This is a genomic window from Mesorhizobium sp. WSM4813, assembly GCF_055811555.1.
Genome location: NZ_JBVVQU010000047.1, coordinates 31,119 through 54,909 on the forward strand (window position 1 = coordinate 31,119; position 23,791 = coordinate 54,909).

Annotated in this window: 21 protein-coding genes and 4 pseudogenes; 10 read left to right on the forward strand and 15 right to left on the reverse strand. The window is 59.7% G+C overall.

The features are described 5' to 3' along the window. Positions 1 to 325: 325 nt before the first annotated feature. The 6 genes and pseudogenes from AC0L25_RS23920 to AC0L25_RS23945 form a co-directional block, all read right to left on the reverse strand. Positions 326 to 1,105, reverse strand: a pseudogene (locus AC0L25_RS23920) (methylase); the annotation flags it as partial. Between the two features lie 94 nt (positions 1,106 to 1,199). After that, entirely contained in the window at positions 1,200 to 1,388 is a 189-nt protein-coding gene (locus AC0L25_RS23925) for a hypothetical protein (protein WP_473597782.1), read from the reverse strand. Positions 1,389 to 1,680: 292 nt separating this feature from the next. Then, entirely contained in the window at positions 1,681 to 1,980 is a 300-nt protein-coding gene (locus AC0L25_RS23930) for a DUF4326 domain-containing protein (RefSeq protein WP_473597783.1), read from the reverse strand. A 197-nt stretch (positions 1,981 to 2,177) separates the two neighbouring features. Continuing rightward, a pseudogene (locus tag AC0L25_RS23935) lies at positions 2,178 to 2,869 on the reverse strand (antitoxin of toxin-antitoxin stability system). A gap of 104 nt (positions 2,870 to 2,973) precedes the next feature. Next, complete coding sequence (locus AC0L25_RS23940; RefSeq protein WP_473597784.1) at positions 2,974 to 3,450, reverse strand: hypothetical protein; 477 nt, start codon at positions 3,448 to 3,450, stop codon at positions 2,974 to 2,976. An 86-nt stretch (positions 3,451 to 3,536) separates the two neighbouring features. Beyond that, positions 3,537 to 4,025: pseudogene (locus tag AC0L25_RS23945) on the reverse strand (DNA-binding protein); the annotation flags it as partial. A 142-nt stretch (positions 4,026 to 4,167) separates the two neighbouring features. Here AC0L25_RS23945 and AC0L25_RS23950 point away from each other — a divergent pair. Then, positions 4,168 to 4,386, forward strand: a complete 219-nt coding sequence (locus AC0L25_RS23950; protein ID WP_473597785.1) for a hypothetical protein — start codon at positions 4,168 to 4,170, stop codon at positions 4,384 to 4,386. 31 nt (positions 4,387 to 4,417) lie between these two features. After that, positions 4,418 to 4,854: pseudogene (locus AC0L25_RS23955) on the forward strand (tyrosine-type recombinase/integrase); the annotation flags it as partial. Positions 4,855 to 5,325: 471 nt separating this feature from the next. Here the strand turns inward: AC0L25_RS23955 and AC0L25_RS23960 are convergent. The 6 genes from AC0L25_RS23960 to AC0L25_RS23985 form a co-directional block, all read right to left on the reverse strand. Continuing rightward, positions 5,326 to 6,828: an aldehyde dehydrogenase family protein gene (locus tag AC0L25_RS23960; protein ID WP_473597786.1), complete on the reverse strand. Its 1,503-nt coding sequence runs from the start codon at positions 6,826 to 6,828 to the stop codon at positions 5,326 to 5,328. Positions 6,829 to 6,852: 24 nt separating this feature from the next. Continuing rightward, positions 6,853 to 7,905 carry a ferritin-like domain-containing protein gene (locus tag AC0L25_RS23965; protein ID WP_473597787.1) on the reverse strand — a complete coding sequence of 351 codons (1,053 nt, stop codon included), beginning with the start codon at positions 7,903 to 7,905 and terminating at the stop codon, positions 6,853 to 6,855. Positions 7,906 to 7,997: 92 nt separating this feature from the next. Further along, positions 7,998 to 8,462: a MarR family winged helix-turn-helix transcriptional regulator gene (locus AC0L25_RS23970; protein WP_473597801.1), complete on the reverse strand. Its 465-nt coding sequence runs from the start codon at positions 8,460 to 8,462 to the stop codon at positions 7,998 to 8,000. 71 nt (positions 8,463 to 8,533) lie between these two features. Next, on the reverse strand, positions 8,534 to 9,655 hold the full coding sequence (locus AC0L25_RS23975) for an extracellular solute-binding protein (RefSeq protein ID WP_473597788.1): 1,122 nt from the start codon (positions 9,653 to 9,655) through the stop codon (positions 8,534 to 8,536). Positions 9,656 to 9,681: 26 nt separating this feature from the next. Further along, positions 9,682 to 10,872, reverse strand: coding sequence for a CaiB/BaiF CoA transferase family protein (locus AC0L25_RS23980; protein WP_473597789.1), 1,191 nt, complete (start codon positions 10,870 to 10,872; stop codon positions 9,682 to 9,684). After that, on the reverse strand, positions 10,869 to 11,582 hold the full coding sequence (locus AC0L25_RS23985) for a hypothetical protein (RefSeq protein WP_473597790.1): 714 nt from the start codon (positions 11,580 to 11,582) through the stop codon (positions 10,869 to 10,871). Before AC0L25_RS23985 ends, AC0L25_RS23980 begins: the two co-directional genes overlap by 4 nt. 26 nt (positions 11,583 to 11,608) lie before the next feature. On the opposite strand from AC0L25_RS23985, the gene AC0L25_RS23990 reads away from it, so the two are divergent. The 7 genes from AC0L25_RS23990 to AC0L25_RS24020 all read left to right on the forward strand — a co-directional run bounded on the left by AC0L25_RS23990 (position 11,609) and on the right by AC0L25_RS24020 (position 19,208). Next, positions 11,609 to 12,658 carry an ABC transporter permease gene (locus AC0L25_RS23990; protein ID WP_473597791.1) on the forward strand — a complete coding sequence of 350 codons (1,050 nt, stop codon included), beginning with the start codon at positions 11,609 to 11,611 and terminating at the stop codon, positions 12,656 to 12,658. After that, a complete protein-coding gene (locus AC0L25_RS23995) occupies positions 12,655 to 13,479 on the forward strand; it encodes an ABC transporter permease (RefSeq protein WP_473597792.1) in 825 nt (274 codons plus the stop codon). The genes AC0L25_RS23990 and AC0L25_RS23995 overlap by 4 nt, the downstream gene beginning before the upstream one ends. After that, positions 13,457 to 14,566, forward strand: coding sequence for an ABC transporter ATP-binding protein (locus AC0L25_RS24000; RefSeq protein WP_473597793.1), 1,110 nt, complete (start codon positions 13,457 to 13,459; stop codon positions 14,564 to 14,566). The genes AC0L25_RS23995 and AC0L25_RS24000 overlap by 23 nt, the downstream gene beginning before the upstream one ends. 27 nt (positions 14,567 to 14,593) lie before the next feature. Then, complete coding sequence (locus tag AC0L25_RS24005) at positions 14,594 to 16,039, forward strand: NAD-dependent succinate-semialdehyde dehydrogenase (protein ID WP_473597794.1); 1,446 nt, start codon at positions 14,594 to 14,596, stop codon at positions 16,037 to 16,039. A gap of 126 nt (positions 16,040 to 16,165) precedes the next feature. Further along, positions 16,166 to 16,570, forward strand: a complete 405-nt coding sequence (locus tag AC0L25_RS24010) for an acyl-CoA thioesterase (RefSeq protein ID WP_473597802.1) — start codon at positions 16,166 to 16,168, stop codon at positions 16,568 to 16,570. A 599-nt stretch (positions 16,571 to 17,169) separates the two neighbouring features. Then, positions 17,170 to 19,029: a recombinase family protein gene (locus AC0L25_RS24015; RefSeq protein WP_473597795.1), complete on the forward strand. Its 1,860-nt coding sequence runs from the start codon at positions 17,170 to 17,172 to the stop codon at positions 19,027 to 19,029. Then, positions 18,975 to 19,208, forward strand: coding sequence for a DUF6429 family protein (locus tag AC0L25_RS24020; RefSeq protein ID WP_473597796.1), 234 nt, complete (start codon positions 18,975 to 18,977; stop codon positions 19,206 to 19,208). Before AC0L25_RS24015 ends, AC0L25_RS24020 begins: the two co-directional genes overlap by 55 nt. 184 nt (positions 19,209 to 19,392) lie before the next feature. On the opposite strand, the gene ftsZ is transcribed toward AC0L25_RS24020, so the two are convergent. Together ftsZ and AC0L25_RS24030 are read right to left on the reverse strand one after the other, a co-directional pair. After that, positions 19,393 to 20,400 (reverse strand): cell division protein FtsZ, encoded by a 1,008-nt coding sequence (gene ftsZ, locus AC0L25_RS24025; protein ID WP_352956391.1) that lies wholly within the window; start codon positions 20,398 to 20,400, stop codon positions 19,393 to 19,395. A gap of 263 nt (positions 20,401 to 20,663) precedes the next feature. After that, on the reverse strand, positions 20,664 to 21,449 hold the full coding sequence (locus AC0L25_RS24030) for an SDR family NAD(P)-dependent oxidoreductase (protein WP_473597797.1): 786 nt from the start codon (positions 21,447 to 21,449) through the stop codon (positions 20,664 to 20,666). 76 nt (positions 21,450 to 21,525) lie between these two features. Between AC0L25_RS24030 and uxuA the strand changes: the two genes are divergently transcribed. Further along, the gene (uxuA, locus tag AC0L25_RS24035) at positions 21,526 to 22,710 is read left to right on the forward strand and encodes a mannonate dehydratase (protein WP_473597798.1); all 1,185 of its coding nucleotides are present in this window, start codon (positions 21,526 to 21,528) and stop codon (positions 22,708 to 22,710) included. 43 nt (positions 22,711 to 22,753) lie between these two features. Here the strand turns inward: uxuA and AC0L25_RS24040 are convergent, their stop codons facing one another. Next, positions 22,754 to 23,647: a sugar phosphate isomerase/epimerase family protein gene (locus AC0L25_RS24040; protein ID WP_473597799.1), complete on the reverse strand. Its 894-nt coding sequence runs from the start codon at positions 23,645 to 23,647 to the stop codon at positions 22,754 to 22,756. Between the last annotated feature and the right edge of the window lie 144 nt (positions 23,648 to 23,791).

Sequence of the window (23,791 nt, forward strand, 5' to 3'; positions counted from 1 at the left end):
AATCAATTCGACACGGAAGGCTGGTTCGACATGGGTGACGTCGCCCATATCGATCGGCATGGCTATTTGCAAATCACCGATCGCGCCAACTGGAACAATTGATTGATTATGGCGCGAACGCGCTGGATTTCTTGAGTCTGAACTACTTGCCTTGCTGATTTTTGGCGCCGCTCCTCCCAAGGCGCCCGGAGCCAGTCGGTCGCGGCGGCTGACTGGCTCCCCACATTTGGCGGGGATTGCGGAAGCTTCTGAGGATGGCGTTGATGACGGTTCTCGACCTTACTTTCCGAGACTTCGTCGATGCCCTTGAAACGGCTCACGCATTGTCGGGCGCGAAGCTGGCCCCGGTGATGGTCACCAGCCGCCCGCCGGGGCGCCAGGCGCGCCAGCGCCGAGGCGATGTGGCGCCAGGCGGCATCGGCGACACGGCCCTCGACATTGGCCATGACGGAGAATGGCGGGTTCATCAGCACGACGCTCGGCACGGTGCCATCATCCAGATGGTCGTCGATCTGGGCGGCATCGAAGCGGGTGACGGGGATGGCCGGAAAGAGAGAGGAGAGAAGGGCCGCGCGTGTGTCGGCCAGCTCGTTGAGGACGAGCGAGGCGCCGGCGATCTCGGCGAGGATGGCGAGCAGGCCGGTGCCGCCGGAAGGCTCGAGCACCCGATCGGACGGCGTGATGGCGGCGGCGGTGGCCGCAACGAGGCCGAGAGGAATCGGCGTCGAGAACTGCTGGAAGGTCTGCGCCTCCTCGGACCGGCGGGTATGCGTCGGCATCAGCCCGGCGATCTTCGACAATGCAGAAAGCCGGAGAGCCGGAGATGCGGCTTTGCGGAACAACGCTTTTCCGTATTTGCGGAGGAACAGGACCGTCGTGGCCTCGCAGGCATCGTAGGCCGTCTTCCAGTCCCAAGCGCCGGCGGCGTCCGAGGCGCCGAATGCCGCTTCCATCGCCGCGCGCAGCTTCGGCGCGTCGATGCGCTCGCCGCGTTCGAGATGGGGAAGCAACATGCGGCGGCGGCAACGACCGCCATTGCGGCGCGACTATCGGCGAGCGGGAGCGGCGCGGCAGCGGGCGCCGCGGATGCGGAGATGGGCGTCATGACGGGAACCTCGGGAGAGCGGAACGGGAGCGAGCCGCACGGCGCTCTCTCTCGACCGCGCCGGCTCAAACCCGTCCCGGCCTTCCTCTCCCTCTCAGGGGAGGCCGAAATCGTCCGCGAGGTTCAGTGCGTTCAGCCGTTCGGCATCGTCCGCGCGAAAGATCTCGTAGTCGTCAGACATCCAGCCAAAGTCACCGGCCCAGACGTCCCCGAGCGTCGCCCAAGTGCCGTCCGGCCAAACGACAATGTCATCCGGGTGATAAGGCCGCTGCGTGCTTGCCATGGGTCCATCCTCCATTCCTTGCGCGGAAACCGTCCCGCCGACGCCATCAGAAAGGAGCCGGCCGCTGCCGTCACCGAGGGACCGAGGGGAACCCCTTGCGGGTTGACGGCATGAGGCGGGCGGCCCCTTACCGGGCGTCAAACAGAGCGGGCGTTTTCTGCGCCGGGAGGATCTTGGGATCGGGCAACGCGCGAAGCGGCCGTAGGTCAGGCTGTCTTGACGGAAGGCGATGGCCAGTGGGCGGGACGTTTACAACGGGAGCCGGTGGCTCGGGCCAGCGGGAGCACGACGATCACGCAGTTTTGCGCCACCACTCGATGCGCGCCTCGCGCGTCGCGTTGGCGAGCCGCAGCAACAGATCGCCGTGGCACGGCAGCGGCGAGCAGAAGCAGACGAGATCGCGGCCGCTGAGCTCATCGAGCGCGCGCAGCAGATCGTGCTGGTTGGCGAGCCAGCGTTCGTGTTTCGCGATGACAGCGGCGCGGTCGCCATCGGGGCCGATCCGGAACGGATTGCCCCACTTCGATCGGCGGCCGATATAGACGGCGCCAGCCGGAACGCCCGCGTGATGCTTGTTGAGAACCCTGCACATGGCCGTTGACTCCCTGATCCGTTGCGATGGCGCGCAGGCGGATGCGAGCCAGGACCGATGTCACCCATTGCTCGCGATGGGGGAACGGCTTGCCCGTTGACAGCGGGGAAGCCGCGTCCAGACCTGCGAACGCAACGGTCAGGGCAGCGATCGGTCCGGCAGGGTGCGTCAGGCAGCGCTCACGGGGCGAACGGCACCTAGCCGAACCGGCGGCCGCCCGCGGTAAAGGTGTATTCGTTGGCTATGATCGCCTCGTCGACCACCGCGTCCGAGGTCAGATACTCGTATTCGCGCTCGAGCTGGCGATAGAGCCAGCGGGCGAGGTCGCGAAGCGCCTCCGTGACGGCCTCCTCCGCATCCGCGGTCATGTCCTGATAGACCGGACTGTCGCGCTCGACTGCAATCGCCATGGTGTATTCGTGGTAGTAGCGGTCGCGATGGGAGATGGCGGCGTGGAGCTGTGGAAGTTGCGGCGCTGGATCGCCTGCAGCGCGTAGGCAATCCTGTGCAACTCGCGGTCCTTTGGAGCATGTTCGCGAATTCTGGCTGGTGCTCCCTTGGAATGACCGTAACGCCCCTCGAAACAGGCGCCGTCGCCCTGGCTCCAGAAACCTGAAAACCAGATGAGTTCGAAATGCGCGGCCTTGCGCTGTACCGCCTCTTCGAAATGACGAGCGACGCGGATAGCCTGTCCGCGATAGGCGGCGTCGGCACCTTCCCAGATGCCGGTCACATAGGTTTCGCCGGAGGACTCGTAGTCCTCCCTTTGGCCAGACCAGTCCTTGTCTTCAACGCCCAGCCGGCAGGCGGCTTCGGGCGTGTCGGCCGAATAGGTTGAGTGCCGGAAAACCGGCAGGTGGTAGGTGGTTTCGATGGTGAAGTCGGGCATCGTGCTGCTCCTGAAAAAAGCAAGCGGCCCGGCGCTCGTCTCCAAGCCCGGGCCATGATGTTGAACGGGTTGATATTCTCTGCGCGGGTGTGGCTCTGCGCGGCTCACGCAGCCGCCCGGCCCTCGACGACATCCGCGCCGATCTCGTCGGCGGTGACGTCTTCAAGACGCGCATTGCGGTATCCGGTCTTGGCCAACCAGAGTTCGGCCGCCTCGCGCCTTTCGGCGAGGTGCAGCAACTCGTCATCGTCGCCGACCTGCTGCAGAACCCGGACCATGCCGATCGTGGGCCTCTCGACGATCTCGTAGCGAAGATCGCTGTCGAGGCTGTGCTCACGCAGGACGGTGACGAGAATGACGCTGCCGGAGGCGAAATTGCCTTCGTTGAGAATGATCGACGCCGGCGCGCAATAGGCCGGCCGGTCGCGCGGCGGCTCCTTGCGGACGAGACGGCCGAGGCCGTTGCGCCGTTCCCAGGCGGCGAGCTTTTTGGCGAAGCGGGCCGGCGGCCGCGGAGCGCCGTCCGCATAGCGGATCAGCGCGCCCAGCGGCGCGGTGTCATAGACGATATGGGCGGACATGGTGGTCTCCTGAAACGAAAATGGCCCGGCAGGACGCCGGGCCGTGAGGTGAGGAGTGGACGGGGCGACCGAAGCCGCCCCGCCGAGCCGCTGTCGGCCAGCAGGCGTTCGGCCTCCTTGGCCATGTCGCCCTTCTTGAGGTGGTCGATGAGTTGGGCCGCCGGTTCGCCGGTCCACTCGCGCACCGCCTCGAGGATACGGGCCTTGGTGACCCGTCCCAGATAGTTCGCGACGGTGGGGCGCCAGCCGACGTCCACCATGTCGAGCCCGGTGGCACGGGCCAGCCGGTCGGCCTCGCGCAGACGCTGGTCGAGCCCGTGCTGGCTCACGCCGCTGCCGCTGTAGGGATTGGGCCGCTCGAAGAGGGCGTTGATCCCGTAGCTGACGCAATGGGCGAGCAGCGCCAGCCGGCTGGCATCGTCGAGTCCGTCGATCCAGGCCCACAGCGCCTCGTCGTCGCCGAAGGGGATATCGCCCTTCCACGCCTGCTCGCGTTCGGTCACCGCCTTGGCCGAGGGGCTGTCCTTGAGGTCGGCTTCCTGCACCGACAGATAGACCTTCCGGACCGAGGCCTCATCGAAAAGCGAGAGCTGAAGCCGCGTGCGCAACGCGCAAGTATTTGCACGCCACCGTACGACAAAGCGAGCTTAGACCTTTTCTTCTGACCGTTTTGCGACTCAATGCCTGTTTGATCTCGAAAAAAGAGCCGGCAGCGCCATGGCGGATGAGAAGAACCCGGCCAATGAAAATCAGAATGCGGGTATTGCTAACGTCGCGGTACGGGACAAGTTAGACAAGGTCGTACTGTCGATCGCTCGCCTAATCGGCCACCAGATCGCGCGGGAGCATTTCGAGGCGCAGCACGCAGCCAATGACAACCGGGTGTCCCCGAGCCGAGCAGATGTGCCAGGTGAGGAGGGCGGTGAGCGGTGCTGAGGATGGAGCAGGGTAGGGGGCTAAACAGGGCAGGCAAAAGCGGCGCATGAAAGAGGCGAAGAGTTTTGGCGAGTTCGGCGAGAACTGGCTCACAGGCGCGCCGATGGCCGACAGCACTTGCGATGCGGCGCTCCATCTTCGAGCGAGAGCTCCTTCCGGTCTGGCGCAACCGCCTCCTCACGGAGATCACGCCAGGATCTCCGAGCGCATTGCGGCAGCATCTTTGAGCGCGGTGCTCCGCCCACCCCTATTCACGTACGAGACATCCTGAAGCAGATTTAAGGCTTTGCGATGCATGGGGCGAAGGTGGCCAACCCGGCTGATGAAGTTAGGCCTGCATCGAGTCGTGCCAACGGACCGCTCCCTTTCGCCTTGGGAATTCGCGTGATGCTGAGGCAGCTCGAACACATCGCCACACTTGCCGCGATCCGTTTGGGAATGCGGCTCGACTTGCTCCCTAGAAGCCGGAACCAGAGGCGGAAACGCGGGCGGAAGCGGTGGGAGTGACAACTGTGGCGGGATTCATCTTCGGAGTGCCTACGGGTAGGTTCCCCTCACCTCTCGTGGAGAGGTTGACCTCCATTGCCTGGACGTCGTTTCGATCTCCACCGCCAAGGCTATGCTCTGGCATACGGTCGATATCCGCTCACGCGGGCGAACCGACAGTCATTCGGGACTGTCGGCTGAGACCGCGGCGAGCTGGTGGCCGATCTCCACGCCTTCGTGCATGGTCACTTCTGCGACGTTTTGGACCGGTGAAACCGGAACCGGCGGCGAGCTGGTCATGAGCGCCCCATGACGGTGGGTGCTGTGCCTGTCAAGCATGTCGCCGCGGCTCAGGTAAGACGAGCCGTGCCGCACGTGAGGGACCAGTAGAAAGTTCATTCCAGGATAACTTTAAAAAAACGCTGGCCGGGACCGCTGATTTTGCGTGGACAACTAGAGACAGGCAGCAACAGCCTTCGTTTCCGTGTAGTGTTCGACTGCCTCCTTGCCCATCTCGCGACCCCAGCCGGACTGCTTGAAGCCTCCAAACGGCAGCGCCGGATCGACATAGTTGTGGGTGTTGATGCACACGGTGCCTGCCCTGATCTTGCGCGCGAGCGTGTGTGCGGTTCTCAGGTCTCGCGTCCAGATGCTGGCAGCTAGGCCATAGTCGGTGTCGTTCGCGAATCTGGCGACGCAATCGAGTTCGTCGGAATCGAAGCGCTGGACGCAGACCACCGGCCCGAAGATCTCCTCCCTAACCACCTTCATGTCACCGCGTGTTGTTACAAGCACTGTCGGCTCGACGAAGTAGCCCGATTTGTCTGTCGAGGTGCCGCCGGTTAAAACTTCCGCTCCCTCATTTCGTCCTGACTCAATGTAACCAGTGACGCGGTCCCACTGCTTCTGAGAGACGAGAGGACCCATGTTAACGGACGTATCCAGACCGTGCCCGAGCTTAAGGCGCGCGGCTTTCTCAACCACCCCCTCCACGATCTTGTCGAAAACAGACGTGTGCGCGAACAGCCTCGACCCTGCTGTACAGCACTGGCCCATATTGTAGAAAATGGCATCTGCTGTTCCTGCGATAGCATGCTCCAAATCAGCATCCGGAAAAACGATCGCGGGCGACTTGCCCCCGAGTTCGAGCGAGACGCGCTTGAGGTTCGACGCCGCGGCCTTGACGATCCTCTTGCCCACAGCAGTCGAACCGGTGAATGCGATTTTGTCCACGTCAGGATGCTCCGCAAGAGCCGCCCCGGCCTCCTCCCCATAACCAGTTACAATGTTCACCACACCATCCGGGAAACCCGCCTCTTGGATAATCTCGCCGAAGCGCAAAGCGGTGAGGGGGGTTTGCTCGGCCGGCTTCAGCACTATCGTGCAGCCCGCAGCCAAGGCGGGAGCCAGCTTCCAAGCAGCCATCATCAACGGAAAGTTCCAAGGTATTATTTGTCCGACGACGCCGACCGGCTCACGTGTTGTATAAACATGCCAATTGCCGGCGCTCGATACCGGGACGGTTTCACCAGTCAGCCTTGTGGGCCAGCCTGCCATATAGCGAAAGACGTCGATCGCACCTTGTACATCGCCCCGGCGAGCATTGACTACAGGCTTGCCATTGTCGATTGTTTCCAACTCGGCGAACTCATCGGCATGGGTCTCAAGAAGGTCGGCGAGCTTCCAGATTAGGCGAGACCTGTCCGCGGGACTGATCCGAGACCATGGTCCCTTGTCAAAAGCTAAGCGTGCCGCGCGAACGGCCGCATCGATGTCGGCAGCAGAACCGGCCGGAACCGATGCGATGATCTGTTGCGTGGCGGGGTCCTCTACGTCTATCGTTTGGCCGCTCTTTGCAGCAACCCACTTGCCGTCGATCAACATCCGCAGATCTTTGGCTAGGAACGCCGTGGCACCCTTTCCGAGTTGCGGGTGGCTAACAGACATGTAGTTCATCATTCTTCTCCCTTGTTGAATTCGTTACTTAACGTTCCATCGCGCAAGCATGGCCTCGAGCGACCCGTTCTTCTCTTGCTCGAAGCGCTCCTCTGACGCGGGGTCCCCACATTGGGTCAGCCTGGCCGTCAGCCAGTCGCGATAGCTGGTATGGCGGCGAACAATGCTGACCAGGGTCTCTGTGGCGCCGTTATCAGCATTTGCAGCGTCTGCAAGCGACGTCTCTGCCGCAATGAGCTGCTCCATCAGCAACAGGTCGTTCGAGAGGGCCTCTTCCTTGTTGCGTCCGACCGCAACTCGATGAGGGATGAGGTGCGGTTCCGACCGCATCTGGCCGGGGTCGCCTCCGAGGACGAGAATGACTTGCGAAATGCGGAATGCGGCGCGCATTTCTTCGACCGACTGCCAAAAGCACCTCTCTGCAGTCGCGTGCAGGCCCCACCGTTGAAAAACAAACCCGTGGATCAGGAACTGCTCGATCGCGAGGAATTCATTCATCAGCAGTGAATTGAGGCCGGTGATCAAATCCCGAAACTCCTCCTCTTTTCGGGGGGCGAGTGTTTCGCGCCAGCGCTGGTCCACTTCCTTGGAATAGCCGATAAAATGTTCGAGGGTGATTGTTTCTGCCTCAGATTGGATCTCGGTCTGCTTGGCCGTTATTTCCCCTCCGGAAAGGCGTGTCCGCAGTTCAGCGAGATACGCGACCGTTTCATCATGAACAGTTTTCAAGGCAGGTAGCGAAGCTTGGCCGTTAGCTGACTCGCCAACAAGCCGGATTGTATCCTCAAGAGCAGGGAAGCATCGCTGAACGACCTCAAGGTTGCTGGAGAGAATCTCGAGAAGATTTCTCCCGAGCTTCGGTCTGGCGTAGTCGTCCGATCCTCCGCTGCCATCTGGATTGAAGCCGACGTCAAGGCGGGACATATGCAGCAAGAATGTCAGAAGACGGCGTGTTTCAGCCAGATTGTCTGCATATTCGGCTTGAGCAATTTGCGGACCCTCGCGGTAGCGAAGGACAACCGCGTGAACAAAACCCTGGTTGATTAGTATCATTTTCTCGCGGGCAACTTTGTTCATGGCCCGGGAAATCGAGGTCGTAACTAGCATTTGGTTCACCATATGTGTGCAGCATACAACTATAAGGGTGCAGGACCTCGTATCAAAGGTCTTCATTTCGCACTTCGCGCGACGGGGCACCTCTCGAGCGGGCAGACGGCCAATTCACAAAGCCTACAAATAACGTACCCGTCGGAGACTGTGTGATTGAGCGAGGAGAGGATTTTTTCTATGAGGCCGCAGAACTCCCCCCGTTCCTGCTCCGACAGTGGGGCCAGAATCTTCGTCAATGCATCGCGACGCAGTTTGAGAACTTTCTGGACCCGCTTCTGTCCGCTCTTCGTGAGCGTCAGTGTCACGGCACGCGCATCGTCGCTGTTAGATCGGGCGCGGACCACCAAGCCTTCATTTTGAAGACGGTCCACCAGCCGCACTGTCCCTGAGTGCGATTGCTGTAGCGTGTCGCTGAGCTTGCTCACCGAAATTCCTGGATATGTGAAAATGGTGACGAGCGCCGTGGGTGCCGAGGCTTCAAGCTCCGCAGCCGCATTGGTCGCGGCTTTTTGCCTGTCGGCCACGACCAAGGAAAACGTCCCGACTATGTTGGCTATCCTAGATCCGTCGTTAAAGTCCATCACACTTTGCGTTCCTATCGACCGAGTTTTACATCCTCGAACATGGTGATATAGCGGCCGCGAAGATCCTGTGACCACGTCTGGAAGAAAGTCGAATCAGCGAGGTAGGCGGTCGGGTCCCGGGAAAGGCCGCGCGCTGCCAACACGTCGTCGCTAACCAGAGCGAACGTGTTCTTGTTGCAATGGGCATAGCCGAGGTTTTCGATGAGGAACTTTCCGGATTCTGGATCGGTCATCGCATTGAGGAAGTCGTACTTTTCCTGCTCGTCCCCGGGTCCATTCTTCAGCATCACGATTCCGCAGACGTAGGAGATAACGCCCTCCTTGGGCTTCAGCATGTATTGGACTGGAACGCCCTGCTGCTTCAATCGCAGAACCGGTGCGTTCCACAAATAAGACGCCACCAATTCACCCGATGCAAGGGCCGTCTCAGCGTCAGTCTCAGATGTCCAGTAGTAGGCCACAAGTGCTCTCTGCTCGGCGAGAAGCTGCCGGATCTTGTCAAATTCGACGTCCGAAACCTTGGCGGTATCCTTGATGCCCAGAATCGCGGCCGCCATGGCGACGGCACCGTCAACCGAGTCCCACATTCCCAGCCGGCCAGTATAGCGGGGATCCCAGAGAAGCCGGTATGAGTTTTCTTTGAGGTACTGGCCGTCCACTAGGTCTTCGCGAAAGGCAACCCCGTTGCTTCCCCAGTCGAAAGGGAGAAACCATTGCTGACCCTCGAATGTGGTGCCGTCGACCGACTTGAGCGCCGGGATGATATCGTCCCAATTACTGAGGCGATTGATGTCAACGGGGACGATTACGCCGGCCTCGCGCCACTTGGTCACACTGTTCGAGCACGGGTGAGCCAGGTCGGCATCATATCCATTCTTAAGCTTGAGAAGTGCCGCTTCGTCGTCTGCGAAGAATGCCGACTCAGGCGAGCCGCCATATTTCTTCTGATATGCGCGATGCATACCTGGATCCTCATAGCCGGCGTAGGCAAAGTAGGTAATGCGCTCTGCGGCCACGCTCGTCTGAGAACGCATTGGCAAGGCTACCATCCCAAGGCCGAGCGATAGCAGCATCTTGTTGAAGCCGCGCCGGTCTAATCCTCCGCCGGAAAAGATATTTGAAGCCGTAGTCATTTTTCGCCTCCCATCTGTTGTTTTATTTAGATGACGCCGTCGCGCCGCAGCGCAAACATGTCCACGTCCTGGTATCCAAACTCCCTCAGGACTTCGTCTGTGTGTTCGCCGTGAAACGGCGGGGGTGAGGTGATCTCCGGCCCGTCGGCAGCGAAGGTGAAAGCGGTGACTGGGACAGTGATCTCTTGGTCGAGCGCCGCTATTTTGCCGAGCTTGTGCAGCACTGCACGGTGTGAAAGTTGATCGTGCGCCAACGCCTCCTCGAGCGTGCGCACGCGCTCGGCCGGAAGACCCGCGTCATGGAACTCTAGTGCCCATTGGTCGGCTGTTTTTCGGAGAAAGATTTCAGCCAGAATGGGAGCATGCTCGTCCCGCTTGGACAGAACCTGCTCAAATGTCTGATCGACAGCGAGATCGTCACGGCCGAGCATCTTCCACATACGCCTTTGCTGGCTTGGCGCCTCAGCGCCGACCATCAGTAGACCGTCCGCCGTGTCGTAACAGGAATACCCAGCATTATCGCTGTCGTTTCCCCAAAGCCTTGGAGCGCCGCCGCCGTTCAAGAAATCGGTAACGGTCCAGGCCATCAACATGACGGCCGAATCCATCATTGAGACATCGATCCTCTGTCCACGACCTGTCTTCGTACGTTGAAACAGCGCGCTAGCGATCGAAAGCGCTGCCATCGTGCCACTGAAATAATCGAGGATGGGTGGTCCGACTTTGAGGGGCGAGCTAGAGCCGACATGGCCCGTTGTGGTCATCAGCCCGGAGATGGCCTGGATGACATTGTCGTAAGCCGTATGGCCGCGCTTGGGTCCGGTCTGGCCGAACCCTGTCATCGAGCAATATATGATGGAAGGGTTGAGCTCGGCGATTTCCGAATAGCCTAGGCCAAGTGCTTCAATAGCTCCGGCGCGATAGTTTTCTACGATCACGTCCGCCGAGGCCGAGAGTTCGCGAAACAGCTCTTTGCCCCGCTCGGTCTTGAGATTGAGCGTGATTGCTCGCTTGTTGGAGTTCTGCGTGAGAAACGAGGTTCCCATGCCTTTGCGGTTGAGGTGCTGGACGCTGCCAACGGGGCGCGCCACATCTGGATGGTCGGGCGATTCTATCTTGATGACGTCAGCGCCCATTATCGCGAGTTGATAGGCGCTGAAGGGACCCGCAAGCACGTGCGTGAGGTCAAGCACGCGAATTCCAGAGAAAGGCTTCATCGAAACGTTTCCGGGGTTGAGAAGAGAGGGGGAAGGGTACGTTGCGACATACGGAATGAGCAGCCGCAGACGGGCTGCTGCAGGCCAAACCGTTGGGTCCAGGCATCGATTATGCGCTGGCGAAGCGTCTCTGTGATTTGCAGTGCGGGATCGATAGGGGACCCGACGATGGCTTGACTATCAGTGCGCACAACCCAGCGAGCGGTGTCCCAGCGAGCGGTGTCGCGTCCCACAAATACGACTGATTGCTCTTCCATTAGATCGGCGGCCTCGCTGTTATTCGCAGGGAGGCTGCGTCCGTGTTGCCATAGGCGCGAATGCACTGACCCCAAGCGTTCGAGCCCAGCGTCGATGGCTGCCTGAAGGTCAGGCTCCGTCAGGGTATTCAGGTCAACGCTTGCAGCGTCGGCTATGAAGGCGGCCACGAACCTCAGGCCATCTTCGCTCGGCGGCCTAACATAGGTGAGACGTCCCGGATACCGGCCGGCATAGTCCTCAATCAGCGTCACGAGCGCGTGCGCATCTTTTACGTAAGCCGCGTCCGCGCTCGCATTCGTTATCGACGCGAATGCAACTAACACCGCGGCGCCGGTGCTGCGCCGGATGATGTGTGGTACGCGATCAATTTTGTCATACTTCATAGCGTTTGCCAGGGCGAACTCTTGATTTAGCCTCAACAGGAACTTGACATAGTTGTATGCGTCATGCAAGTAGTTTTAAAACGGAGCCTGCTCATTTGTCGATCAACCGAAACACCGCGCCCCATCCCACCATCGAGCCTGTGTTCAGCCGATTTGCAGTCAGGGGTTCTCCGACCAGCGTCGTCCGCCGTGAGGAAGTCACTCCGCCTGCAGTGAATCCCCCAGGGGCGAAGCCTCCGCCGCCACTGCTCGGATTGCGAAGATCCGTCGCCAGGCTTGTTCCAGGCCACTACGCTTTGGTTGCTCCCGCCGGGCTGTTCCTGTTGGCGTTCATCGTGTTGCCTTTTATTCTTCTCGCAGTTGCAAGTATGAATGGGCCGAGAGGTTGGCCGAGCGCCTTCAACTACCAGCAGATATTTGCCCTAGTATCCGACCCCGCTGCCGGGAGGATTTTCTCCGGTCCCTATCTTCAAGTTCTGGGAAAGTCGCTGCTCGTATCTGCTGTAACCACGGTAAATGTGGTCGTCTTGGCATACCCGCTGGCTTACTACATCGCCATCTATGGAGGGCGACACAAGACAACGTTGATTACGCTAATTACGATCCCGTTCTGGACAAGCTACCTGCTTCGCATTTTCTCTTGGAAGCTCATCCTTGGTTACAACGGCATTCTCAACGCAGCATTGTTGAAGCTTGGCTGGGTATCGCAACCCCTCGATTTTCTGCTCTACAATTCGATTGCAGTCGCCATTGCACTAACGCACGCTTGGATGGCCTTTGCTGTATTGCCAATTTTCATCGCGCTCGAACGGATCGATCGCAGCCTGCTCGAGGCGGCCTCCGATCTGGGCGATGGCCCCATGTGGCGCTTCCTGCGGGTTACCTTGCCTATATCAATGCCTGGTGTAATCGCAGCCGCGCTGCTGGTCTTCATTCCGACCGTAGGCGACTATGTTACTCCGGCTCTGGTCGGTGGACCCAGTGGTGTAATGATCGGCAACATGATCGACACCTTGTACGGGCGAGCGGATGATCCCCATCTTGGCGCAGCCGTCGCAATGGTATCGCTGTTTGCTATCGCGGCTCTGATTGCGGGCCTTGGCGCGGCCTATCTCGTTTATCGCGCATGGCGCATTCGACCATGACAGACAAATCCCCAGTTCTCCTCAGCGCCTACGTCGTCCTGCTTATCGCTGTCATCTACGCACCAGTGATGTTGATTCCGCTGTTCTCTTTAAACGATGCCATCTATGTGACGTTACCACTCAAGGGACTGACGTTCGAGTGGTACCAGCAACTGGCTGGCAACCAAAAGATGCTTGAGGCCCTCTCCAACAGTCTCGGTCTGGCCGTCGCATCGTCTGTTGTCAGCACTGCTCTCGCAACACTGACCGCCCTTGGACTGCGCCAGCAGCCATTTCGGGGGCAGTATGGGCTTGTAGGCATCATAGTCCTGCCCCTGGTGATCCCCCCGGTCGTGCTCGGCGTTGCACTCATAGGCATTTTGCGCAACTACTTTCATCTTCCGGCCTCGCTCACCAGCATTGCGATCGGCCACATCTTGCTTTGCCTTCCTTTCGCGTTTCTGACCGTGGCCACGAGGCTGCAAGCTATCGACAAGAACTTTGAGGAGGCGTCACGGGACCTTGGCGAGGGGGCGTTAGCGACGTTCCTCAGAGTGACATTGCCGCTTGCCCTGCCGGCTATAATCTCAAGCTTGTTGCTGTGCTTCACCATCTCCTTCGACGAATTCGTTCTCGCATTTTTTCTTGGTGGCAATGAGCCGACGCTCCCGGTTTTCATCTTCAGTCAGCTGCGATTCCCGAACCGTCTTCCAAGTGTCCTAGCACTCGGCACTTGCATTCTCACCGTCTCGTTTCTGATGCTGCTCACCTCTGCGTGGGCGAGCCGCTCGAGCTATCCAACCACATCGCGAGGCCCGGATGCCCAACTTTCCCAGCTCTGATTTCATTGCGTTCCAGTCGGTGTCAAAATCCTTCGGTCACTTCAATGCAGTGCGCGACCTGAGCTTCGGGATACGAAGGGGGGAGTTTTTTTCGCTTCTCGGTCCTTCCGGCTGTGGGAAGACCACACTGTTAAGAATGCTGGGCGGCTTCGAGCGTCCTACATCCGGGCGGATTGTCATTGATGGCGAAGATGTGACGGCGGCACCGCCCAACCGCCGGCCGACGAATATGGTATTTCAAAGCTACGCCGTCTTCCCTCATCTGAACGTCGAAGAAAATGTCGCGTACGGCTTGAGGCGCGGTGGTCTTGAACGGGACGAAAAGCACGCGATCGTTCATAAGGCTCTCGAAACCGTGCAACTCGCGGGCTTGTCGCGCCGCCGCCCACACGAACTGTCTGGAGGTCAGCGGCAGCGCGTTGCCTTGGCCCGCGCGCTTGTGTGCAATCCAAAAGTTTTGCTGTTGGATGAACCCCTGAGTGCCCTGGATAAAAAGCTTCGCGAGGAAATGCAGTTGGAACTGCGTGAGCTTCAGCGATCGGTCGGAATAACCTTCGTCTTCGTCACCCACGACCAGGAGGAGGCTCTTGCGATTTCCGATCGCATCGCCGTTATGTCCAAAGGTGAGATCCTGCAGATTGATTCAGCGACGGATCTCTATGAGTCACCCAATTGTCGGACGGTCGCCGAGTTTATTGGCACGATGAATTTCTTAGATGGCGTCGTCGAGGGCAAAACTGTCGACAGTTTATCGATAATGGTTGAGAGCGTTGGTCGTTGTAAGGTCAATTCCGGCGGCGCCGAGTTAGACATCGGCGACAAAGTCACCATAGCCCTTCGTCCCGAAAAGTTCTTGCCCCTTTGGCACCCAGTCGAATCTACTGACAATCTCATTGGCAGCGTTGTGATCAACGAAACATATCTCGGAGATCGCTGCATCTATCACATCGAGCACCCCTCGCGTCGGGGCCAATCCCTGTCTGTAATCCGGCCAAACCTGGACCGGCATTTTTCGTTCACGTCTGACAGGGGAAAGCCAGTTTGGCTTCAGTGGTCTCCCTCGTCTGCAGTGGTATTTCGCCCATAACGATGACAAGAGAAGTGACCAAAACTGATGATGGCAATTAGCATTCGCGAAAATTGTTGGGTTGGCGGGCAGTGGGTGGGTCGTCCCGAATTGCCGGTCATAAATCCTGCGACAGGAGAGGAAATCGCGAAGGTGCCTGACGTAGGCAGCAAGGGGGCAACGGAGGCAGTTGCCAGCGGAGCAAACGCGCTCGAGGGTTGGCGCTCAACGACGGCTTCCGTCCGGTCGTCGATCCTCAGGGGGTGGTTTGATCTCATTGGCCGGCACCGTGACGAACTAGCGCGGTTGCTCACCACCGAGCAGGGCAAGCCCCTGGCGGAAGCCCGCGTAGAGATCGACTACGCAGCGTCGTTCGTTGAGCTATACGCAGAAGAAGCAAAGCGGATTTATGGCGAAATCATTCCTTCGCCTCGGTCTGACTGCCGGATAATGGTAACACGGCATCCCGTGGGAGTTGTCGCGGCAATCACGCCCTGGAACTTTCCCGCCGCTATGGTGACCCGCAAGGTAGCCCCGGCGTTGGCGGCGGGCTGCACCGTTGTGCTGAAGCCGGCCCCCGATACTCCGCTGACGGCGCTTGCTTTGGCCGAACTTGCCGACGAAGCGGGCCTGCCGCCAGGTGTACTGAATGTCGTCACGGGCAACGCCGTGGCAATTGGTGACGTCCTAACTAGCGACCCTTTGGTCCGGCTGTTGACCTTCACGGGATCGACAGCCGTCGGAAAGCAGTTGATGCGTCAGTGTGCCGGCACCGTAAAAAAGGTGGGATTGGAGCTTGGGGGGAATGCACCCTTTATCGTGTTTGACGACGCCGATCTTGATGCAGCTGCGGTCGGCCTCATGGCTTCGAAATTCCGAAACTCCGGGCAGACCTGCATCTCAGCAAACCGCATCTTTGTGCATGCTGCCGTCCACGATGCGTTCATGGGGAAGTTGATAAAGCTCGTCAACGCTCTTTGCGTCGGGAATGGCTTGGATCCTGTCGTCGATCAGGGACCGCTTATAAACAACGGCGCTGTGGAGAAGGTGGAACGTCACGTAGCGGACGCCCTCCGACAGGGTGGCGTTCTGGTCACGGGTGGGAAGCGGCACAAGCTCGGAGGTAACTTCTTCGAGCCCACCATAATCGCGGCTGCCCACGACAAAATGTTGCTGGCCGGTGAAGAGACGTTTGGTCCTGTCGCTGCCATTTTCCGGTTCGACAATGAAAAGGACGTCTGCATGATGGCAAACATGACGCCATCTGGACTTGCTGCCTACATCTATACTCGCGACTTGGATCGAATTGGGCGCTTGGCAGACTCCCTTGAATTCGGAATGGTGGGTGTCAACACCGGCTCCATATCAACCGCAGTTGCACCGTTTGGGGGCGTAAAGGAATCTGGGATCGGACGTGAGGGGTCGCGGCACGGCATTGAAGAGTTCACTGAACTCAAGTACCTCAATGTATCTTTTCAGGCCAACCTTTCATAGAACCCGTTCGAAACAGAGGCTAGCACGCTGTCATGGTCGAAAATGTCTTTGTAAATCGAGATTTGGAAGTAATACGCATTGACTGACGTAGGAATCGTCACATTCGCCGGGCTAGTCCATCCTTGGATGTGCGATGCAATGGGCCACCTCAATGTTCGGCACTACGCCGCGATGTTCGACGACGCAAGCTTTCAGCTGCTAGGACGACTTGCTGGAATGGAAGGCGATCTCGATCGTTTGGGTTGGGCCGATGTTGGCACCGAGATTCACTATAAGCGCGAGACCCGGGTGGGAACGTTGGTGACAATTACCTCTCAGGTGTTTAAACTAGGAACCAGTTCAGTCACATATGACCATACTCTTTCCGGAACACTTGATGGACTGGTTAGAGCAACATGCCGCACTGTCACGGTCAGGTTCGATCTTACGTTGCGCGCCAAGACTGATGTGGGAGCAACTATCAGACAGCGGGCCACCGAGTTAATGGGGAATTCTAAGGTGGTTAGCGGTTCTCCTAACGATACTACGTAGCAGGACCCGGCCGTGACAGGTTCGTCAAGCCCTGCAGCGGCTTACCCCGCCGCATGCCTGCGGGCTCCGGGCTTGACTGATCTGACGCCAGTCCGGCAGAGACTCCTGAATCAGACAAAGCCTGGAAGCCAGCGCTCACCTCCAACGATATCCGCCGGCTTGTTGGAGGTGAATTGCGTGGCTAGCGGACGTCATGAGGTAGTTGGCTGCTTCGGCAGCTTGTTTGCCAACGCATACGCTCTCGCCGACTGAAAGTCTTTGCGCGTCGAACTGCGACCGGTTGAATCTTGTCTTGCAAAGAGGTGTCTAGCGGCCTCTTGTGCGCGTTTTGATCTCAACCGACGAGAGCGTCGGCGCATGGAAAAGGATGGATCAGGGGCTGACAAGAATCGTGCTTTGAATGATAATGCCGGCTTTCCCGACGAACTCAAAACCTGCGGATCTCACCTCTTGGACAAGGCCGCTGTATCCGTCGCCCGCCTGATCGGAAACAGATTGGCCCCAAACATTTCAAGACGCCCCGCGCGGCCAACGACAACGCGACTGGATCACCGGAGACATAGCAAGATGCCGAATGGAGCGACAGGAGTTTCCCTTTTATGAGACGTGTCGCTCTCTATGCCCGCTACTCGTCGGACAATCAGAATGAAGGTTCGATTGAAGATCAGTTCCGGATTTGTTGCGAACAAGCCCACCGTGACAAATGGGAGGTCGTTGGCAGCTATCATGATGCAGCCATATCGGGCGCAAGTGTGATCCTGCGGCCAGGGATGCAGTCCCTGGTGCATGATGCACAGAGCGGGAAATTTGATGTCGTTATGGCCGAGGCGCTCGATCGCATATCGCGTGATCAGGCTGATGTTGCCACGTTGTTCAAGCATTTGCGTTTTGTTGGCATTCCCATCATCACGTTAGCCGAAGGTGAGATCAGCGAGCTTCATGTCGGTCTAAAGGGCACAATGAACGCGCTTGCCCTGAAGGATCTTGCGGATAAGACGAGGCGGGGCCTCAGGGGACGAGTGGAAAAGGGAAAGGCCGGGGGTGGCCTTTGCTATGGCTACCGCGTCTTGAAGACGTTCGATGCCGGGGGCGAGTGCATTCGAGGCGACCGCGAGATCGAGGAGGGGCAAGCCGAGATCGTCCGTCGCATTTTCCGCGAATTTGCTTCGGGCAAAAGTCCCAAGGCGATAGCAGTCGACCTGAACAGGTTAGGGGTTGAGGGACCGCTTGGTCGTGCTTGGGGAGATACGAGCATCCGCGGGCACCTCTCACGCGGCACCGGCGTCCTCAACAATGAGCTCTATGTTGGTGTGCTGGTCTGGAATCGGCAGCGTTTCGTCAAGAACCCGAGCAATGGCAAACGCGTCTCGCGAATGAATCCCCAAAACCAGTGGATCAGGACAGAAGTACCGCATCTCCGAATCGTGAGCGACGAGCTTTGGCAGGCAGCGAAAAAACGCCAGCACGAGATCAGGCAAATTTTCGAGGCGACCGCTATCGGCGTCAGGGAAGCGAGGTCGAAGAAGCTGCATGCCACCAATCGTCCGGTTTCGCTCCTTTCCGGGCTACTCGTCTGCGGTAGCTGTGGCGGAAGATATGGCCTCATCCAGAGAGGCCGCTTTGGGTGCCTCAATCATTCACGTCGTGGGAGTTGTGAAAACAATCGCACCGTCTCTCGCGTGCGGATCGAGGAACGCGTCCTAGCCGGCCTTAAGGACAGGTTGGTGTCGGCTGACTCGATAGCAGACACGGTTCGGGCGTATCATGAAGAAATAGCTCGCCTCAATAATGAGCGAAGGGCACAAAACAATGCCGACCGCCGTTCGCTCGAGAAGATCGAGCGTTCAATTGCGGGCATCATTTCGGCCATCGAAGACGGAATGTATCAGCCAGCCATGAAGGCCCGAATGGAGGAGCTGGAGCGGGAAAAAGGCGAGATAATCCGACGGCTTGATAATGCTCCTCGCGACCTGCCGGATGTGCACCCAAACATTGCCAACATCTACCGAGCAAGAGTCACAAACCTTGCGGCGGCTTTAAACGATCCGGACGGCGGGAGGGAAGCGGCGGAGGCCCTTCGTTCCTTGATAGGCGACGTCGTCCTAACCCCAGGTACACAAAGAGGTGAAGTTCATGCTGCGCTACGCGGCGAGTTGATGGGCGTTCTAGAACTCGCGGGGTCTCAAGGTATTCCGCGATTTCGAGAAGGTATGACAGCGGTGGCTGCGGGTCCCCGCAACCAAATCAAAAACGGCCCGCCTCAGTGCGGGCCGTTTTGCGTTTGCGGCCTGGCGACCGGTTTTGATCCCCATCAGGAGCCTGCAAGGAGGCAAAGCCGACGCAGCGGACAGAAATGTCAAACCCTCTCCCGGCAGCCAGTTTCAACCGTGTTAGACTGCCTGACATGGAGATGGACACCGACAAGATCGACGATGCCGTTCTGGGCCTGCTTTGGCTAACGCTGCATGAAGAGAGGCGCGCCTGGAAGGGGTTGGATTGGGATGCCCTGGATCGCTTGCATCAGAAGGGGCTGATCGCCAATCCAGCAAACAAGGCGAAGTCGGTGATTCTGACAGATGAAGGTCTGCGACGTGCCGAGGAGCTGTTCCGCACCCTGTTCACGCGGCCGGCGCCGTGAGCGCTGGGCTGACCTTCCAATCCGCGGCAAGCGCCGCGCAGATGAAAATCGATAACTTAACCCGCAGGCTCCCCGCAAACAATTGCGGTCGGCAAGCCGTCCGCCGACCATCGTCTGGCGGCGGTCTCCAGACCAGAGCGGCGGATCTTCAAGTCGAATCCTACCGCCGGCGCCCATGGGAGGTTCAGTTGATACGGTTTTCCAACCCCGCCGTCAGCGGTATCTCAAGCCCCCGCCGCAATCCCGTCGCAACGACCGACACCCTGAATTTTCCCGCGAGCGCCTTGTCGAAAATGGCGCCGACGATGATATCGGCATCGGCGTCGACCTCCTCGCGGATGCGGGTGGCAGCTTCGTCGACCTCGAACAGCGTCATATCAGTGCCGCCCGATATCGAGACAAGGACGCCCTTGGCGCCCATCATCGACGCTTCGTCGAGAAGCGGGTTTGCGATCGCCGCTTCGGCCGCCTTCCTGGCGCGGTCCTCCCCGGTGGCTTCGCCGGTTCCCATCATCGCGCGACCCATGTCGCGCATCACCGACTTCACATCGGCGAAGTCGAGATTGATCAGCCCTTCCTTGACGATGAGATCGGTGATGCAGCCGACGCCCGCGTAGAGAACGCGATCCGCCATGGCGAACGCGTCCGCGAAGGTCGTCTTGGCATCGGCAATCCTGAAGAGGTTCTGGTTCGGGATGACGATGACGGTATCGGCGCTTTCGCGAAGCCGCTCGATGCCTTCATTGGCCGCATGCATTCGGCGGTTGCCTTCAAAGACGAACGGCTTGGTGACGACGGCGACGGTCAGTATTCCCGCGTTGCGCGCGGCCTGCGCTATGACCGGTGCTGCACCAGTTCCAGTTCCGCCTCCCATGCCCGCGGTCACGAAACACATATGCGTCCCTGCAAGATGGTCCATGATTTCGTCGATCGATTCCACGGCCGCGGCATGGCCGACCTCGGGCAGGGATCCTGCACCAAGGCCTTCCGTGACGTGCGCTCCCAATTGGATCAGCCGCGTTGCCTTCGACATGGTGAGCGCCTGGGCATCGGTGTTGGCGACGATAAATTCGGTGCCCTGCAAGCCTTCGGCGATCATGTTGTTGATGGCGTTGCCACCACCGCCGCCAACCCCGATGACGGATATTTTGGGCCGCATCTCCGAGATTGCCGGCCTCGTTGCAGTGTTCATTTGCCGTCTCTCCCCTTGAATGCGCCAGCGCAGCGGTCGGTGGAAGGCTTACTCCTGGCGCACTGCAAAGACTTTGGACAGTGAGCGAATCAGGACAGCCCAGCGTAACCAAGGGAATCAGACGCTTGAACCGGCTGCAAGTGCAGTATGCAAACTCGCGCATGTTAAGCGCCATTGGTTCGCCGTCGGCGCTTCGCCTGGCGGCCTGGCCGAAAATTGGCCAGCGTCAACGTCCCGGTGAGGCCGAGACCGATCTTACTGTTCTACTTCACGCCGATGCCGGCCGTCAGGCCGCCATCGATCCTGTAGTCCGCACCTGTGCAGAACCCGGCTTTCGACGAACACAGAAAGGCGATGAGTTCCGCCACTTCCTCCGGCTCGCCGATGCGCCCGATGGGGTGCGCTTCGCCGAAGCGCCTGTAGGCGGCCTCGACATCGGCATCGGTGCCGTTTTCGCCGCGCGCCGCCTTCTCCAGGATCGGGGTGCGGATCGAGCCTGGGCTGACGGAATTGACGCGAATGCCGGAGCGCGCGTAGTCGAGCGCTAGCGAGCGCGTCAGCGTGTGGATGGCGCCCTTGGTGGTAGCATAGGCGGCGACGTTCTGCTGGCAGGCGAAGCCCTGCACCGAAGCCACGTTGACGATGGCGCCGCCGCCTCTCTTCATCATCTCGGGAATACCGAAATGTGCCGTCAGGTAGATCGAGCCGACATTGACTGATATCGCCTGGTTCCAAGTGTCGAAATCGGTGCTAACAGCGGTTCCGTATGGATGGACCGCCGCGGAATTGACGATGACATCGAGGCCGCCGAACCGCTCGACACCGGCCGCGACCGCGTCGCGAACCTGATCCGGCACTGAGACGTCGACGGCCATGACCAGCGCCTCGGCGCCGGAGCTGTCCAGTTCCGCTGTCATCGCAGCGTTGGCTGCGCGGTCGATGCCGCAGGCGATGATCGCCGCGCCGCCCGCGCTAAGACGTCTGGCGGTTGCCAGGCCGATCCCGGTCGTCCCCGTCACCAGAGCGATCTTGCCGTCGAAATCCTTCATTGCTGAAACTCCTTTAATTTGACTTCCATTGTGGCCGAACAATACGGTTCTGTTTTATCGCAAAGGAAAAGCCTCAATGGAACAATGCTGGCGCTGGTATGGTCCAGATGACCCGGTGACGCTCGATCATGTCAAGCAGGCCGGAGCCACGGGCGTCGTATCCGCCCTGCATAATATCTATGACGGCCGCGCCTGGCCTCTGACGGACATTTTGGAGCGCAAGCGAATCATCGAGGCCGAAGGGCTGACCTGGTCTGTCGTGGAGAGCATTCCCGTCCACAATTCGATCAAGATCGGCTCGGCGGAACGGCTTCGCTATGTCGGCTGGTACAAGGACACGATCCGTGCGCTCGCCAAGGCTGGCATTGCCACGATCTGCTACAATTTCATGCCGGTGGTCGACTGGACCCGCACCGACCTTGCCTATCGGCTTCCAACGACAGGCTACGCCCTGCGTTTCGATGCGATCGATTTCGCCGCATACGACCTGTTCGTCCTGAAGCGCAGGAATGCCGAAGCCAGCTACAGCGCGGCACGCATCGCCGAAGCGGAATCGCGACTGAAGGAGTTGAGCGAAGAGCAGATCGACAGGATCGAGCGCAATCTCATTGCCGGCCTGCCGGCGACCGAGCGCAGCTACGACCGTGATAGTTTTCGCGAGGCATTGGCGGAATATGACTCGATCGGGCCGAAGGAGTTGCGCGATAATCTTGCCTGGTTTTTGCGCGAGATCATCCCGGTGGCAGAGCAGGAGGGAGTGCGCATGTGCATCCATCCCGACGACCCGCCATTCTCGCTCTATGGCCTGCCACGGATCGTTTCGACCGCCGAGGACGCGCGTTTCATCCTCAACGCCGTCGACAGCCCGGCGAACGGCCTGACATTCTGCACCGGCTCCTATGGTACGCGCGCCGACAACGACATTGTCGGCATGGTCAAGGAATTCGCCGACCGGATCCATTTCGTCCATCTGCGCAGTGTAACCATCGAGGATGACGGCTCCTTCTATGAAGCCGAGCATCTGGAGGGCGGCACCGACATGGCGCATGTCATCCTCGCTTTGATGCAGGAAGAGACGCGCCGCAGCAGGGAAGGCCGCGCCGACTGGCGGATTCCGATGCGTCCCGATCATGGCCATCTGCTCGCCGACGACATCGGCAAGACCAGGATCAACCCCGGCTACTCGTTGATCGGCCGCCTGAAAGGCCTCGCCGAACTGCGCGGCATCATGCGCGCTGTGGAACGTTTTGAGCTGGCCTGAGGATCGCAAACAGGAAGGCCCGGGCGATCAACATCGAGTGGCCCTATGGCCGATGGCTTGATGAAACAAGCTCGGCCTTGCGCCGTGCTGTCTCCAGCCCGATGGCGATGAAGCGGCGCGCATGCCGGGCCAGCTCCATATTCCCGGTCCACAGATTGCGCCAGATGGCGGTTTTCTTCGACAGGTTCTCGTCGACGATCTCCGACGAGAAGGATTCGAAGCTGAGGTCGTCGCTATAGCCGATTGCGGTCAGCGCATCGAAGATCGCGGCGAAGTCGATGTTGCCGGTGCCGAGGAAGCCGCGATGGCTCTCGCCGATATGGACATAGCCGATCTTGTCAGCCGCATGGCGGATGGCCAGCCCGACGTCGGCCTCCTCGATGTTCATATGGAAGGTGTCGAGATGCAGGAAGATGTTGTCGGAGCCGGTGTCCTCGATGAAGGCCAGCCCTTGCGCCGCGGTGTTGAGCAGATTGCTCTCGAAGCGGTTGACGATCTCGAGGTTGAGCGTGACGCCGGCGGCCTTGGCGGTCTCCGCGACCTTGGCTAGCGTTCCGGCGCTGCGGTTCCACTGATCGCGCGTCGGCGCCTCAGTCTGCAATCCATGGCTGGTACTGAGGATGCCGGCGACCTTCTGGCCGCCGAGATCGCGGGTGAGCGCGATCGTGCGTTTCAGGATTTCGACGCCATGCGCGGCCACCGCCCTGTCGGCGCTTGAAATGTCGCCGTCGGCCGGCAGCCCGATGCTGATCGCCACGCCGAGATCGAGCTCGGCGATGCGCTTGGCCAGTCCGCCAATGTCGACATTGGCAGGGTCGAGATAGGAGAATTCGATCAGGTCGAAGCCGGCCTCTTTGGTGTTGGCCAGCGTCCGCTCGAGGTCGCCTTGCGCCGAGCTCGCCGACCAGACGAAAGAATGGATTCCAATGCGCGACATGATCGTCTCCTGCTGCTCGAGAGCATCGGACCCACAAGCGGGAACCGGTTTTGGGAAAACAAAAAGTGGTGGGGGGGGGGGGGGGGGGGGGGGGGGGGGGGGGGGGGGGGGGGGGGGGGGGGGGGGGGGGGGGGGGGGGGGGGG

What these genes read in the sequence shown, in the direction of transcription:
- AC0L25_RS23925 (WP_473597782.1), bottom strand. Translation starts at nt 1,388, where the DNA reads ATGGCAAGCACGCAGCGGCCTTATCACCCGGATGACATTGTCGTTTGG.
- AC0L25_RS23995 (WP_473597792.1), top strand. Translation starts at nt 12,655, where the DNA reads ATGACAGACAAATCCCCAGTTCTCCTCAGCGCCTACGTCGTCCTGCTT.
- AC0L25_RS23965 (WP_473597787.1), bottom strand. Translation starts at nt 7,905, where the DNA reads ATGAACAAAGTTGCCCGCGAGAAAATGATACTAATCAACCAGGGTTTT.
- uxuA (WP_473597798.1), top strand. Translation starts at nt 21,526, where the DNA reads ATGGAACAATGCTGGCGCTGGTATGGTCCAGATGACCCGGTGACGCTC.
- AC0L25_RS24040 (WP_473597799.1), bottom strand. Translation starts at nt 23,647, where the DNA reads ATGTCGCGCATTGGAATCCATTCTTTCGTCTGGTCGGCGAGCTCGGCG.
- AC0L25_RS24020 (WP_473597796.1), top strand. Translation starts at nt 18,975, where the DNA reads ATGGAGATGGACACCGACAAGATCGACGATGCCGTTCTGGGCCTGCTT.
- AC0L25_RS23930 (WP_473597783.1), bottom strand. Translation starts at nt 1,980, where the DNA reads ATGTGCAGGGTTCTCAACAAGCATCACGCGGGCGTTCCGGCTGGCGCC.
- ftsZ (WP_352956391.1), bottom strand. Translation starts at nt 20,400, where the DNA reads ATGAACACTGCAACGAGGCCGGCAATCTCGGAGATGCGGCCCAAAATA.
- AC0L25_RS23940 (WP_473597784.1), bottom strand. Translation starts at nt 3,450, where the DNA reads ATGTCCGCCCATATCGTCTATGACACCGCGCCGCTGGGCGCGCTGATC.
- AC0L25_RS23980 (WP_473597789.1), bottom strand. Translation starts at nt 10,872, where the DNA reads ATGAAGCCTTTCTCTGGAATTCGCGTGCTTGACCTCACGCACGTGCTT.
- AC0L25_RS24015 (WP_473597795.1), top strand. Translation starts at nt 17,170, where the DNA reads ATGAGACGTGTCGCTCTCTATGCCCGCTACTCGTCGGACAATCAGAAT.
- AC0L25_RS24010 (WP_473597802.1), top strand. Translation starts at nt 16,166, where the DNA reads ATGTGCGATGCAATGGGCCACCTCAATGTTCGGCACTACGCCGCGATG.
- AC0L25_RS24005 (WP_473597794.1), top strand. Translation starts at nt 14,594, where the DNA reads ATGATGGCAATTAGCATTCGCGAAAATTGTTGGGTTGGCGGGCAGTGG.
- AC0L25_RS24000 (WP_473597793.1), top strand. Translation starts at nt 13,457, where the DNA reads ATGCCCAACTTTCCCAGCTCTGATTTCATTGCGTTCCAGTCGGTGTCA.
- AC0L25_RS23950 (WP_473597785.1), top strand. Translation starts at nt 4,168, where the DNA reads ATGGCGGATGAGAAGAACCCGGCCAATGAAAATCAGAATGCGGGTATT.
- AC0L25_RS23960 (WP_473597786.1), bottom strand. Translation starts at nt 6,828, where the DNA reads ATGAACTACATGTCTGTTAGCCACCCGCAACTCGGAAAGGGTGCCACG.
- AC0L25_RS23975 (WP_473597788.1), bottom strand. Translation starts at nt 9,655, where the DNA reads ATGACTACGGCTTCAAATATCTTTTCCGGCGGAGGATTAGACCGGCGC.
- AC0L25_RS24030 (WP_473597797.1), bottom strand. Translation starts at nt 21,449, where the DNA reads ATGAAGGATTTCGACGGCAAGATCGCTCTGGTGACGGGGACGACCGGG.